General features: G+C 51.6%; 15 protein-coding genes. 14 read left to right on the forward strand and 1 reads right to left on the reverse strand.

Annotation, left to right across the window (positions count from 1 at the left end):
* The first annotated feature begins 68 nt into the window (after positions 1–68).
* The 14 genes from A3193_RS16215 to A3193_RS16280 all read left to right on the forward strand — a co-directional run bounded on the left by A3193_RS16215 (position 69) and on the right by A3193_RS16280 (position 12,868).
* Positions 69–509, forward strand: coding sequence for a DoxX family protein (locus A3193_RS16215; protein WP_069015302.1), 441 nt, complete (start codon positions 69–71; stop codon positions 507–509).
* A 248-nt stretch (positions 510–757) separates the two neighbouring features.
* On the forward strand, positions 758–1,138 hold the full coding sequence (locus A3193_RS16220; protein WP_069003195.1) for an ATP synthase subunit I: 381 nt from the start codon (positions 758–760) through the stop codon (positions 1,136–1,138).
* Positions 1,139–1,149: 11 nt separating this feature from the next.
* Positions 1,150–2,010 carry a F0F1 ATP synthase subunit A gene (atpB, locus tag A3193_RS16225; protein ID WP_069003194.1) on the forward strand — a complete coding sequence of 287 codons (861 nt, stop codon included), beginning with the start codon at positions 1,150–1,152 and terminating at the stop codon, positions 2,008–2,010.
* Between the two features lie 45 nt (positions 2,011–2,055).
* Positions 2,056–2,286, forward strand: coding sequence for a F0F1 ATP synthase subunit C (gene atpE, locus A3193_RS16230; RefSeq protein WP_068994713.1), 231 nt, complete (start codon positions 2,056–2,058; stop codon positions 2,284–2,286).
* Between the two features lie 52 nt (positions 2,287–2,338).
* Entirely contained in the window at positions 2,339–2,809 is a 471-nt protein-coding gene (locus tag A3193_RS16235) for a F0F1 ATP synthase subunit B (protein WP_068994712.1), read from the forward strand.
* A gap of 9 nt (positions 2,810–2,818) precedes the next feature.
* Complete coding sequence (locus A3193_RS16240; RefSeq protein ID WP_069003193.1) at positions 2,819–3,358, forward strand: F0F1 ATP synthase subunit delta; 540 nt, start codon at positions 2,819–2,821, stop codon at positions 3,356–3,358.
* Positions 3,359–3,371: 13 nt separating this feature from the next.
* The gene (gene atpA, locus A3193_RS16245) at positions 3,372–4,913 is read left to right on the forward strand and encodes a F0F1 ATP synthase subunit alpha (RefSeq protein ID WP_069015303.1); all 1,542 of its coding nucleotides are present in this window, start codon (positions 3,372–3,374) and stop codon (positions 4,911–4,913) included.
* A gap of 32 nt (positions 4,914–4,945) precedes the next feature.
* Positions 4,946–5,806: a F0F1 ATP synthase subunit gamma gene (gene atpG, locus A3193_RS16250; RefSeq protein ID WP_069003191.1), complete on the forward strand. Its 861-nt coding sequence runs from the start codon at positions 4,946–4,948 to the stop codon at positions 5,804–5,806.
* Between the two features lie 72 nt (positions 5,807–5,878).
* Complete coding sequence (gene atpD, locus A3193_RS16255) at positions 5,879–7,255, forward strand: F0F1 ATP synthase subunit beta (protein WP_069003190.1); 1,377 nt, start codon at positions 5,879–5,881, stop codon at positions 7,253–7,255.
* Between the two features lie 18 nt (positions 7,256–7,273).
* Complete coding sequence (locus A3193_RS16260) at positions 7,274–7,702, forward strand: F0F1 ATP synthase subunit epsilon (protein WP_069003189.1); 429 nt, start codon at positions 7,274–7,276, stop codon at positions 7,700–7,702.
* Between the two features lie 52 nt (positions 7,703–7,754).
* Positions 7,755–8,243 carry an FKBP-type peptidyl-prolyl cis-trans isomerase gene (locus tag A3193_RS16265; RefSeq protein WP_069003188.1) on the forward strand — a complete coding sequence of 163 codons (489 nt, stop codon included), beginning with the start codon at positions 7,755–7,757 and terminating at the stop codon, positions 8,241–8,243.
* A gap of 185 nt (positions 8,244–8,428) precedes the next feature.
* Complete coding sequence (gene glmU / locus A3193_RS16270; RefSeq protein ID WP_069015304.1) at positions 8,429–9,799, forward strand: bifunctional UDP-N-acetylglucosamine diphosphorylase/glucosamine-1-phosphate N-acetyltransferase GlmU; 1,371 nt, start codon at positions 8,429–8,431, stop codon at positions 9,797–9,799.
* 22 nt (positions 9,800–9,821) lie between these two features.
* Positions 9,822–11,648: a glutamine--fructose-6-phosphate transaminase (isomerizing) gene (gene glmS, locus A3193_RS16275; RefSeq protein ID WP_069003186.1), complete on the forward strand. Its 1,827-nt coding sequence runs from the start codon at positions 9,822–9,824 to the stop codon at positions 11,646–11,648.
* Positions 11,649–11,758: 110 nt separating this feature from the next.
* Entirely contained in the window at positions 11,759–12,868 is a 1,110-nt protein-coding gene (locus A3193_RS16280; protein ID WP_069019575.1) for a glycosyltransferase family 4 protein, read from the forward strand.
* Positions 12,869–12,946: 78 nt separating this feature from the next.
* Here the strand turns inward: A3193_RS16280 and A3193_RS16285 are convergent, their stop codons facing one another.
* Positions 12,947–14,182, reverse strand: coding sequence for an O-antigen ligase family protein (locus A3193_RS16285; RefSeq protein ID WP_069003184.1), 1,236 nt, complete (start codon positions 14,180–14,182; stop codon positions 12,947–12,949).
* Positions 14,183–14,207: the final 25 nt, after the last annotated feature.

Here is a 14,207-nt window from a genome sequence, read left to right on the forward strand (position 1 = left end):
ACCGCCTTCAGCAGCCGGTGGTTTATCCAGAGGTTCCCTAATCAATAACGATACCAAGTAGTGACATTATGAATACAATAGTTAACGGTCTGATCTCTCTTTTCGACTTGATTGCAAAGCTGGTTCCCGACTGGCTGATCGCCCTGCTTGCCCGGGGGGCCGTTGCCTATACCTTCTGGAGTTCGGGCCGCACCAAGGTGTCAGGATTTCTCGACATCTCCCAATCGACCTACTTCCTTTTTGAGCATGAGTACAAGGTACCGCTGATCCCCCATGAGCTGGCCGCCCACCTGGCGACTTATGCGGAACATCTGTTTCCCATCCTGTTGGTTTTCGGCCTGTTCACCCGCTTCGCCGCCCTCTCCCTGTTGGGCATGACGGTAGTGATTCAGCTGTTTGTCTATCCGGATGCCTGGAATGTGCATATGTGGTGGGCTATCGCACTGCTCTATCTGATCCGTCACGGTGCTGGCCAGGCGTCACTTGACCGGTTATTCTGGCGCCGTTAGGAATTGTCTGACTGAGATTGATCCCCATCTCTGAGACGCGCAACCCGCTCGCGGGGTGGTTGATCGTGAGCAGTGCCCGTAAGCCGCTGTTTTAAACCAAAAAGCACCGTTCAAAAGCAAAAAATAGCCATTTATAGATATTGTCTATTAAAAAATTTATGCATCTATCCTTTGACCTTATATTCCAGACCCCTTATACTCCTCCCTCCTTGCTGGATAGGCTCGTATAGGGGTTCCGGGAAACCGGCATGCAGCTTACCGGAAACAGCCAGATTCGCACCATCGTAGTGCTCCAAATAGGAGCATCGCTAATCCTCGGTCTGGGTTTGTTGTATTTCGGTAAAAACGCCGCATTGTCAGGCTTCATTGGCGCTTTTATCGCCGCGACTGCAAATGGCTATTTCGCCTTCAGGTCTTTTGTGCACTATCGTGCGCAGCAGCCGGAAAAAATAGCCGGGCGACTGTTTGGCGCCGAAATCCAGAAGATGGTCATGACCGGTATTTTGTTCGGGTTGACAATTGTCAACTTCGATTCAGTCAATATCGGTTTATTATTGGGCTGCTATCTGATCGTACAAGTAGCGGTTCCATTGATAGTGTTGATTTATCAAGACAGACAGCATTCATAGGTACAGGAAATATGGCTGGCGACGCCCTTACCTCTGGTGAGTACATCAAACATCACCTGACCAATCTGACCTTTGGTCAGCATCCCGACGGCAGTTGGGGTATTGCACATAGTGCTGCTGAAGCCAAAGAGATGGGTTTCTGGGCAATTCATGTGGATACCATGTTCTGGTCCATAGCCCTTGGTGTGCTGTTTCTCTTCTTCTTTGCCAAAGCGGCAAAAACCGCCACCCAGGGTGTACCTGGTGGTCTACAGAATTTCGTCGAATGGATTGTCGAGTTCATCGACACCAGTGTGCGGGGATCCTTCTCATCAAGAAACGCTCTGGTCGCCCCGCTGGCGCTGACCATCTTTGTCTGGATTTTCCTGCAGAACCTGATGGACCTGGTGCCGGTTGATGTCATTCCCGAGCTCGCCAAACTGCTCGGTATACACTATATGAAGGTCGTGCCTTCAACCGATCCCAACGCCACCTTCGGTATGGCTATCGGGGTCTTCCTGCTGGTTCTCTTCTACAGTATTAAGATTAAAGGTGTCGGCGGTTTCGCCGGTGAGCTGACTCTGCAGCCCTTCTCTTCCACGAATCCTGTGGTCAATCTGCTGTTCATCCCGATCAACTTCATTCTTGAGTTTGTCAGTCTGATTGCCAAACCAATCTCTCTTGCCCTGCGTCTGTTCGGTAACATGTACGCTGGCGAGATGATCTTTATTTTGATCGCCATCATGTACAATGCCGGGCTGATTCTCGGTCTGTTCGGTGGCGTTCTACAGCTGGGTTGGGCCATATTCCATATCTTGATCATCACACTGCAGGCGTTCATCTTTATGACCCTGACCATTGTGTACCTGGATATGGCGCACAACGAACACTGATCACTTTTTTCTTAACTATCTAGTTCATTAAACGGGAGACCAATAATGGAACAAGCACTGCTGTACATTGCCGGCGCGATCATGATGGGCCTGGGTGCCCTGGGCGCTGCGGTAGGCATCGGCGTTTTGGGTGGCCGCTTTCTCGAGGGCGCTGCTCGTCAACCTGAACTCATCCCCATGTTGCGTACCCAGTTCTTCATCGTCATGGGTCTGGTAGACGCCGTACCCATGATTGCTGTGGGTCTGGCCATGTACGTATTGTTCGCTGTAGCTTAATAAGCCTTGAGCGAACTCTCTCTCATCTCGTCCAACGAGAGGTAATTCCGGGATGAACATCAATCTGACTCTTATAGGTCAGCTGCTCTCTTTCGCGGTGTTCGTGTGGTTCACCATGAAGTATGTCTGGACCCCGATCATGGGAGCGCTGGAAACCCGTAAAAAGGAGATAGCCGACGGACTGGCAGCAGCCGAGCGAGGCCAGCACGAGCAGGAGCTTGCCAAGGAACGGGCCAAGGATGTGCTGCATGAAGCCAAGGCACAGGCTGCGGAGATCGTAGCCCAGGCTCAAAAGCGCGCAGCCGAAATCGTCGATGAGTCCAAGGATACAGCTCGCGTAGAAGGCGACCGTATCCTCACCGCTGCACAGTCTGAAATCGAGCAGGAAGCCAATCGCGCACGCGAACAGCTGCGCGAAAAGGTCGGAATGCTTGCTGTGGCCGGTGCTGAAAAGATTCTCAAGAAAGAGATCAGCGCCGACGCACATCAGGACATAGTCGCGGCCTTGGCCGAAGAGATTTAGGGCAGGACTATGGCCGGTGAAGCTACCACAATCGCCCGCCCCTACGCGGAAGCCGTGTTTGCTCATGCCGATGAGCAGGGCAAGCTCGAGCTGTGGCATGAGATGCTGACCTTTCTTTCCTCTGTCGTAGAGGATGAAGCGGTTGCCAAAGTTGTCGGCAACCCACTGATCGATCAGCCGGCATTGACTGAGCTGCTGCTGGAAATTGCCGGCGGCCGGGTAACCGATGAAGGCAGTAACCTGATCCGTGTACTGGTTCAGAACCGCCGTCTTCAGGTTTTACCTGAGATCAATGCACTCTTTGCTGAGCTCAAAGCAGATAAAGAGAAGGTGATGAATGTCCACGTCACCACTGCTTATGCGCTCAAGCCCGCGCAGGAAAAACTTATTGCCGATGCCTTGAAGGCCAAGTTGGGACGCGATATCACCATCACCAGCGAGAAGGACACCGACCTGATCGGTGGTGTTCACATCCGCGCCGGGGATATGGTGATCGACGGCTCCGTCCGTGGTCAACTTCAGCAACTGGCTAACGAATTGGGAATCTAAGCGAGAAGCCATCATGCAACTCAATCCATCCGAGATCAGCGAACTGATCAAAAGCAAGATCGAAAAATTCGATCTTAAAACCGAAGCCCGTAACGAGGGTACGATCATCAGTCTGACTGATGGTATTGCCCGCATCCACGGTCTCGAAGATGTCATGTCTTACGAGATGCTGGAGTTCCCGGGTAACACTTACGGTCTGGCACTAAACCTGGAGCGTGACTCAGTCGGTGCCGTGGTGCTGGGTGATTACAAGCACCTGAGTGAAGGCGATGCAGTAAAATGTACCGGTCGTGTTCTGGAAGTCCCGGTTGGTGAAGGTTTGCTGGGACGTGTTGTCGACTCCCTGGGTAATCCGATGGACGGCAAAGGCGACATCAAGGCCGATGAGTCCTCACCCATTGAGAAGGTAGCCCCAGGCGTTATCGAGCGTAAATCGGTTGACCAGCCGGTACAGACCGGTATCAAGGCGATCGACGCCATGGTGCCGATCGGTCGTGGTCAGCGTGAGTTGATCATCGGTGACCGTCAGACCGGTAAGTCTGCGGTAGCCATCGATGCGATCATCAATCAGAAGGGTACCGGCGTAAAATGTATCTACGTGGCGGTTGGCCAGAAGAACTCAACCATCGCCCAGGTGGTGCGCAAGCTCGAAGAGCATGACGCCATGGACCACACCATCATCGTGGCAGCCCCGGCGGCAGAATCTGCAGCCATGCAGTTCATCGCCCCCTACTCCGGTTGCACCATGGGTGAATACTTCCGCGACAAGGGTGAAGATGCACTGATCATCTATGACGATCTGACCAAGCAGGCTTGGGCCTATCGTCAGGTATCCCTGCTGCTGCGTCGTCCGCCAGGTCGTGAAGCCTATCCGGGTGACGTTTTCTATCTCCACTCCCGTCTGCTGGAGCGTGCGGCACGAGTCAACGCCGCCTATGTGGAGAAACACACCGGCGGTAAGGTGAAAGGACAGACCGGTTCACTGACCGCGCTGCCGATCATCGAAACTCAGGCTGGTGACGTATCCGCATTTGTACCAACCAACGTAATCTCGATTACCGATGGCCAGATCTTCCTTGAGGCGGATCTGTTCAACGCGGGTATCCGACCTGCGATCAACGCGGGTCTCTCCGTATCCCGTGTGGGTGGCTCTGCTCAGACTAAGATCATCAAGAAGCTTGGTGGCGGTGTTCGTCTGGCCCTGGCACAGTATCGTGAGCTGGCGGCATTCTCTCAGTTTGCTTCCGATCTTGACGAAGCGACCCGTAAGCAGCTGGAACGTGGTGAGCGTGTAACTGAGTTGATGAAGCAGGCGCAATATTCACCACTCTCCGTATCTGGCATGGGTGTCTCACTGTTTGCCGCCAACGAAGGCTACCTGGATGACGTTGATGCGAACAAAGTTGTGGACTTCGAAGCATCGCTTCAGGGCTATATGAAGAGTAATCAGAAAGAGCTGATGGACAAGATCGATGAGTCCGGCGACTACAATGCCGAGATCGAGCAGGCACTTCACGATGCTCTGAAAGACTTCAAGGCCAACCACACTTGGTAAACGTCGGGCAATCACGAAATAGGGTTTAAGCTATGGCGGGTGCAAAAGAGATCCGGACACAGATCGGCAGTATCAAGAATACGAGCAAGATCACCAAGGCTATGGAGATGGTGGCCGCTTCCAAGATGCGTAAGGCGCAGAACCGCATGGCGGCGACACGCCCCTACGCGGAAAAAATGCGTAATGTTATCGGTCACCTTTTTCATGCTCATCCGGAATACAAGCACACGTTCATGATTGAGCGTGAAGCGAAACGGGTTGGCTACATCATCGTCTCTTCAGACCGGGGTCTGTGCGGCGGTCTGAACAACAACCTGTTCCGCAAGCTAGTGAAAGAGTTGAAGGAACACCGGGATGCCGGCACCGAGGTCGATTTTTGTACCATCGGGAATAAGGCATTGGGTTTCTTCGGGCGCTTCGGTGGCAACATTGTCAGTCAGGCAACACACCTGGGTGACATGCCGCACATCGAGGATCTGATCGGTACCGTGAAGGTCATGCTGGATGCTTATGCGGAAGGTAAGATCGACCGTATCTACATCGCCTACAACAACTTCGTCAACACCATGACGCAGAGTCCCACCTTTGAACAGTTGGTACCCATTCCATCCACGATGGAAGAGGATCTGAAACATCACTGGGACTATATCTACGAGCCTGATTCGAAGGAAGTGCTCGACAACCTACTGGGTAGATATGTCGAGTCTCTGGTTTATCAGGCGGTGGTTGAGAATGGCGCCTGTGAGCAGTCGGCACGAATGGTTGCGATGAAATCCGCATCCGACAATGCGAAGAACCTGATTGACGAATTGCAGCTGATCTACAACAAGGCCCGTCAGGCAGCGATTACCCAGGAGATCTCCGAGATCGTGGGTGGTGCAGCAGCCGTTTGATGGCAGGATCAGTAACAGAATTTTGTTTTTTATCTTTTTGAGAGTCGCCTCGAGCGGCAAGAGGAACCAGAAATGAGTTCGGGCAAAGTAGTTGAAATCATCGGCGCTGTGGTGGACGTGGAATTTCCCCGTGGCGAGATGCCTAAGGTCTACGAGGCACTGAAGATCGACGAGGCGAACCTCACCCTGGAAGTACAGCAGCAACTGGGTGACGGTGTGGCAAGAGCCATCGCCATGGGTTCGACCGACGGACTTAAACGCGGTGTCGCGGTAGAGGCCACCGGTGCGCCGATCAGTATTCCTGTAGGTCAGGGCACGCTAGGTCGCATCATGGACGTACTGGGTAATCCTGTTGACGAGGCTGGTGAAGTCAAGGCTGATAAGCTGATGCCGATCCATCGTGAGGCCCCCAAGCTGGAAGATCAGGCGGCTACCACAGAGATTCTCGAAACCGGTATCAAGGTTATCGATCTGATCATGCCCATCGCCAAGGGTGGTAAGATCGGCCTGTTCGGCGGCGCCGGCGTAGGCAAGACCGTAACCCTGATGGAGCTGATTCGTAACATCGCGGTTGAGCACTCCGGCTTCTCGGTATTTGCCGGTGTTGGTGAGCGTACCCGTGAAGGTAACGACTTCTACCACGAGATGGAAGAGGGTGGCGTACTCGATAAAGTGGCCCTGGTTTACGGTCAGATGAACGAGCCCCCGGGCAACCGTCTGCGTGTGGCACTGACCGGTCTGACCATCGCCGAGAACTTCCGTGACGAAGGTCGTGACGTGTTGATGTTCGTTGACAACATCTATCGTTACACCCTGGCGGGAACCGAGGTATCCGCGCTGCTGGGTCGTATGCCTTCAGCGGTAGGTTACCAGCCGACCCTGGCTGAGGAGATGGGTGCTCTGCAGGAGCGTATCACCTCCACCAAGACCGGCTCGATCACCTCATTCCAGGCGGTATACGTACCGGCGGATGACTTGACCGACCCCTCACCGGCCACCACCTTCGCCCATCTGGACGCGACTCTGGTACTCTCCCGTCAGATCGCCGAGCTGGGTATCTATCCGGCGGTTGATCCCCTCGATTCCACCTCCCGTATTCTTGATCCCAACGTGGTTGGTCAGGAGCACTACAGTGTGGCGCGGAATGTTCAGGGAACCCTGCAGCGCTATAAAGAGCTGAAGGATATCATCGCGATTCTGGGTATGGACGAACTCTCCGAAGAGGATAAGCTGGTTGTACAACGTGCTCGTAAGATCCAGCGTTTTCTCTCTCAGCCCTTCTTCGTCGCTGAAGTATTTACCGGCTCCCCAGGTAAATACGTCTCTCTGAAGGACACCGTTGCCGGTTTCAAGGCAATTGTTGAAGGTGAGTACGATCATCTGCCAGAGCAAGCCTTCTATATGGTGGGCGGCATCGATGAGGCAGCTGAGCAAGGCGGCAAGGGCTAATAGCCCGGGAGATTAAAGATGGCCATGACCATTCATGTGGACATCGTCAGTGCGGAAGGCGAGATCTTCAGTGGTGTAGCTGAAATGGTCTATGCTCCGGCTGTCATGGGTGAGGTGGGTATTGCGCCCCGTCATACCCCCCTGGTTACTCAGCTGAAGCCGGGTGAAGTCCGGGTCGATACCGGCAGCGGCAAGGATATGCAGCACTTCTATGTCTCAGGTGGCATTCTGGAAATTCAGCCTCATGTGGTGACTGTGCTTGCAGATACTGCGATTCGTGCAGCCGATCTTGATGAAGCTGCAGCTCAGGAAGCCAAGCGACGTGCCGAAGAGGCAATGGCTGATCGCAGTGCAGAGTTTGAATATGCAAAAGCCCAGTCGGAACTTGCCGAGGCAGTAGCCCAGTTACGCGCGATAGAACGCATTCGCAAAGGCAAGCGCGGTTAATCCCTCCTACTTATAGTGGGTCTGTAGAGACAGACCCACTACCCTATCCATCATGTCAAAAGAGACGATCAAGTCGGGTAAATTTGTATCGCTTGCCTACACGATCCAGGATATGGATGGCAATGTGCTCGAGCAGAGTGACCTACCGGTCAGCTATATCCATGGTGGAGAGACCGAGCTGATTGGCGGAATGGACCAGGCTGTACTCGGCAAGGCTCAGGGTGAAGAGGTGACCATGACCATTTCACCGGAAAACGGTTTTGGTGATTACGATCCCAATTTGATCATTACCGATGAAATTGAAAATGTACCTGCCGAACTTCGCCAACTTGGTGCCGAGGTTCAGATGCAGAATGATGCCGGTGATGTTAAAAGTTTCTATGTGACTAAAATTGAAGCTGGTTTGCTGACGGTTGATGGTAATCATCCTCTGGCTGGAAAGTCGCTACAGGTGAAAGTTAAGATTCTGCAAGTCAGGGATGCCACCCAGGAAGATGTGTTGCAAGTTGGCATGCCGGGCCAGTCACAAACCATCAACTAATCTGCAAGATCTATCAGGGAAGATTCCAGGGAAAATCTCTTTTTCGAAGTTTTAAGTTTGGTAAGACTGTTGTAGGCTGGACATTTAGTCAGTCTATGCGTCGTCGTGAGCTGAAATACGGTTTGTATAACGGCTGTCAGGGCCGGGTAAACCGTAAATACTTTTATCATTAAGGGGAGATAGGGATGCATCTTGGTGCACTGATTCTAGCTGCCGGGGAAGGGACGCGAATGCGCTCCAAGCTTCCGAAAGTGCTGCACTCATTGGCTGGAAAGCCACTACTTTCCCATGTAATCGAGACCTCGCGAACAATCAATCCGGATGAAATCTCGGTGATCTATGGTCATGGGGGAGAAGCGGTTAAAAACCATCTGGCGGCGGACGATCTGAACTGGATCGAACAGAAGGAGAGGCTTGGTACCGGCCATGCCGTGATTCAGGCCCTGCCCCATCTTCAGCAGGTGGATCAGGTGTTGATTCTTTATGGAGATGTACCCCTGATCAGTGGACCCACGCTGGTGAGTCTCTTGAGTTGTCTGCATAGCAGTGACCTGGCACTGCTGACGGTGGATCTGCAAGACCCCACAGGTTATGGCCGGATCGTAAGAGACCGTGACGATCGTATTACCCGGATTGTTGAGCAGAAAGACGCTTCTGCACGGGAGCTTGAGATCAGTGAAATCAACACGGGCATCATGGCGGTGAACCGGGACAAACTGGAGACCTGGTTGTCACGGGTCGACAATAACAATGCACAAAATGAGTACTATCTGACCGATATCATCGCTCTGGCTGTTGCTGACGGGGTAAACATCCAGGCAGTACATCCTCACAACGAAGAAGAGGTAATGGGTGTCAACGACCGCAAGCAGCTCGCCTATCTTGAACGCTTTTATCACAGGAACCGGGCCGATGAGTTGATGCAGTCGGGTGTTACCCTGGCCGATCCCGGCAGAATTGATATCCGTGGTGAATTGAAGACGGGACAGGATGTATTCATCGACTGTAACGTCATTACCGAGGGTAGCGTCAGTCTGGCAGACGGGGTCTCTATCGGGCCTAACGTTGTGCTGAAAAACTGTGCCATTGGAGTAGATACGGAGATTCTCGCAAACAGTGTGCTGGAGGATTGTGAAGTCGGTAGTGGCTGTCGGATTGGTCCTTTTGCCCGCTTGAGACCGGAAACTCAGCTTGCCGATCAGGTTCATGTCGGTAATTTTGTTGAAATCAAAAAGAGCCAGGTTGCAGATGGTAGTAAAATCAACCATCTCAGTTATATTGGCGATTCTGAGGTTGGTAGCAAGGTCAATATTGGTGCGGGTACGATCACCTGTAATTATGATGGTGCGAACAAGTTTCGCACGGTGATCGGCGATCGGGCCTTTATCGGTTCCGATACCCAGCTGATTGCGCCGGTAACCGTTGGAGAGGGTGCAACCATTGGAGCAGGTTCAACGATTACCAAGGACACCCCGGCGGAACAACTGACCCTGAGTCGTGCCATGCAGTTCAGCATCGATAATTGGGTACGACCAGTCAAAAAAGCGAAAGATTAAGCAAGGAACGGGAGATTTCATTATGTGTGGCATTGTAGGCGGTATCGCACACAGGGATGTTGTACCGGTCCTCATGGAAGGGCTGAAGCGCTTGGAATATCGCGGCTATGATTCAGCAGGTGTGGCGGTGCTCGATGAGAATCAGCATCTGCAACGGATCCGCTCGGTTGGCAAGGTTTCCAGTCTGAAAGGTTTGATCGATCAGGCTGATTTGAGCAGCAAACTGGGCATAGCCCATACCCGCTGGGCCACCCACGGTATGCCATCTGAGCGTAATGCTCATCCACATATGAGTGGTGAGCAGGTTGCCATAGTGCACAATGGCATTATTGAAAACTACGCCGACCTCCGAGAAGAGCTTACCGATAAAGGCTTTGTTTTCACCTCAGAAACGGACACGGAAGTAATCGCACATCTGCTGGCCGATATCATGAAAAGTCAGACAGATATTGTCGAGGCGGTACGTCTGGCTTCAAACAAACTGATTGGTGCCTATGCCCTGGCTGTGGTCAGCCCTGAAGATCCGGACCAGATGGTGGTGATCCGTGCCGGTAGCCCTTTGGTAATTGGTTTGGGTGATGATGAGAACTTCATTGCTTCCGATGTGTTTGCCCTGCTACCTGTTACCCAGCAGTTCATCTTTCTGGAAGAGGGCGATTTGGCCCATATCACCCGCGAAAAAGTGGCGATTGCCGATCTCCATGGTCAACCGGTTGAGCGCGAAGTCCGTACCTCACAGGTTTCCGCCGCGAAAGCTGAAAAAGGTCCCTATCGCCACTACATGCTGAAGGAGATTTTTGAGCAACCAGCTGTCATAGCCGAGACGCTCGAGGGGCGGATTCACAAGGGTCGTCTGCTGGAAGAGTCATTCGGGCATGAAGCGAAAACATTACTCGATAAAACCCGCAACGTTCATATCGTAGCCTGCGGAACCAGCTTTCATGCCGGCCTGGTTGCCAGATACTGGCTTGAAGAGATCGGTATTCACTGTAGTGTCGAAGTGGCGAGTGAATTTCGCTACCGGGAGGTTGTTGTTCCGGACGACACCCTGTTTGTCACCATCTCCCAGTCCGGTGAAACGGCAGATACTCTGGCGGCCTTGAGAGGATCGGAGTCGAAAGGTTATCTGGGTAGTATGGTGATCTGTAACGTACCGGAAAGCTCACTAGTGCGTGAATCAAATGTTGCCCTGATGACCCGTGCCGGGCCGGAGATCGGGGTGGCCTCGACCAAGGCCTTTACCACCCAGCTGGTTGCCTTGAGGTTGTTCACCCTGGCCTTGGCCAAACGTCGTGGTATGTCAGATGAGAGAGAACAGGAACTGGTCAACGAACTGCATGCCCTACCCCGTCAGGTAGAAGTGATTCTTAAACTGAACGACGAGATCAAGTCGATGGCGAATGCCTTTGCGGAACGCCATCATGCCCTGTTTCTTGGCCGGGGCTGTTTCTATCCGATTGCGATGGAAGGTGCGCTGAAGCTTAAGGAGATCTCCTATATTCACGCCGAAGCCTACCCGGCCGGTGAACTGAAACATGGTCCGCTTGCGCTGGTTGATGCAGAAATGCCGGTGATCTGTGCCCTGCCGGATGACCCGTTACTGGAGAAGGTCATCTCCAACTTACAGGAGGTTCGCGCCCGTGGCGGTGAGCTATTTCTCTTCAGTGATCACAGTGTGAAGATCGGGCTGGATCATTATCAAAATCTGACGCTTTCTGATATCTATCCATCCACATCACCCATTGTCTACAGTATTCCACTGCAACTGCTTGCCTATCATGTTGCGATTTTGAAAGGTACGGATGTGGATCAGCCCAGGAATCTGGCCAAATCGGTAACCGTAGAATGATCTAGGGTCTGATAGCACAGAGCCATTCAGCCAAGATGCTCCAGAAAAGCGCTTATCGAAGATTGGTTCTGAGTTGACTGGCCCTTTATGTAACGAGGGATAATTAAAGCATGCCCAACAAAAAGAGAGTTCTGATAACAATATCCTCGATTACAGGTGGTGGTGCTGAGCACGTCGTAGAACATTTGTGCGAGCTGCTGGGGGAAAAATATGAGGTCATTTGTGGTTATTACAAGGAGTGTGGCGATCGCGGTGAAGCGTTGAAGGAGAAAGGCATCAAGGTTGTTAAAATCAAAAATGCCGAGCGAAAAAATCGAAACTATCTCAATTTCCTCGATCTGAGAAAGTTTGTGAAGGAGCACAATATTGACCTGATTCATGCCCATGATATCCACTCGATGATGAATGCATCACAGGTCAAGTTACTGATGCCGAGTGTCAAAGTTGTCTATACATTTCATTTCGGCAACTACCCCAATATCGACAAGAAGATTTACTATTTTGAGAAACTGTTTACCAAGTTCATTGATGTCCTGATCGCTGTTGGAACCAAACAGGCAAACGCAATAAGAGATACCTATAAATATCCGGCAGATCGATTACAGGTAATCTACAACGGTGTACATGCATTGGATTCTCAACCTGCAAAGGTTGAACAACAAGACCCGGATCGCCCCATCCTGTTCGGTTCACTGAGTACGCTGATTGAACAGAAAGGCATACCTGTACTGATCGATGCTGTTGAAATATTGGAGAAGAGGCACCCCGGTCGATCCAAGTTCATCATTGCCGGTGATGGCTACATGATGGATGAATTGCTCCAGCTGTGTGAGCAGAAAAATCTTTCTGAGATCATTGAGTTTACCGGTTGGGTAAGGGATGCCAATGTCAATCTGCTACCCAAGTTTGATGTCTTTGTACAAAGCTCAAAATGGGAAGCCATGTCGATGGTGATTCTTGAAGCCATGTCTGCTGGAAAGCCGATTGTCGCTACGGAAGTTGGTGAAAACGGTGTTGTGATCGAGCACGATTCCTGTGGCTTGATCGTACCTCCCAATCAAGCAGAGATGCTCGCTGATGCCATGGAGAGATTGCTGTTGGATGGTGAATTGAGACGCACATTTGGTGAAAATGCAAAACAGCGGTTTGCTGATAACTTTACCGTTCAGCAGATGGCAGACAACTATGAAAAGTTATACAACTCAATGATGGAGTCGTAATCCGGTTTATCTACCGACAATCCTTTCAAGCTTTTCGCCCTTGAGATTAGCCGTGCCGGTTGACGTGAATAAAACCTATTAGAAATATCGTGGTCGGGCCGGTGCCGACTCCTCTTCGGTGGGCTCAGCACTGTTTTCCAACTCTTTCACTACGATTCGATGCACAGCAATCGTGAGTCCCATCAGCAGAAACAGATGTGGGTAAACATATCCGGTAAGGAACATGGCGCAGACAGCCCAGGAGATGGTCGCCCAGTTGAGGGCCTGCGGCCAAAAAGGTGTTATTTCGAGCCGCTGCTGATTCTCTGCGATCAGTTTTTGGGTTTCCCGATTGATCTTCAGATTATGCAGGATACTCAGTATGTATATGATGATTCCGGGAAAGCCATACTCTGCCAGTACCTTGAAATAGACACTGTGGGTTGAGATCCATCTCGCCGGATCATCCGGCTTTTTATAAAACCGACCGTAGGCTGAATTGAAACTGCCTGCGCCGACTCCCAGTATAGGATTGTCGATCGCCATCTCTGTGGCCGTACGCCAGGCCTTGAGACGTCCCATTGCAGAAGAGTCCTCCTGATAGTCGACAATGGTCCCCATCCTTGAGAAATAACTTGTCGGGGAAAATGCGATAACCCCAATGCCTATGATGCCGATGAGAATAAACCCGGCGACCCTTTTATTTGATATGAAACTGAGGTAGTAGAGCATTCCCGCTGCGAGCGCAAGTGAAGCCCCTCTTGACTGGGTGCCGACGATTCCGATCAGAATGATTAAAGCGAGTGCGACATAGCCATATTTGAATAGGGTGTTCTTGGTCGTGAAGGCGAGGTGAATGGCCAGTGGAAAGGCAACATTCTGAGACCAGCCGAAATCATTGCCGTCACCGAGAAAGAAACCACCGATGTAGAAGCCGACCCGTTCGCCTCCGACTTTGTCAAGATTCAATACGACCAGTGCCGCGTGAACGAGAGTGAATACCAGAGTGAACAACCTGAACTGCTTGAGGTTGGTCACCAGATAGATACAGATGAACATGAAAATAAAATAGCCGATCTGTACCTTCAGCGGTTCAATGGCATAGTTCTTTATCAAGCCGTGGATACCGGCAAATGCTGTTAACAGGACAAAGATGAAGGTGTAGATGACCGTCTTATATTGAAACAGTTCTGAAATCTTGTTTTTAGATATCAGATAGAGAAACAAAAGGGTCGAAATGACCAGTGTAAACGGAAGTGCTTTAAAGGCAGGTACGAAGGTACCTAGACCAGCATAGTCTGCTGCAATGAGGAAAAGAAATATGTATAACAGCATAGGGTTTTGGCAACTTTGATGTCGC

Source organism: Candidatus Thiodiazotropha endoloripes (genome assembly GCF_001708965.1).
GTDB lineage: Bacteria > Pseudomonadota > Gammaproteobacteria > Chromatiales > Chromatiaceae > Thiodiazotropha > Thiodiazotropha endoloripes.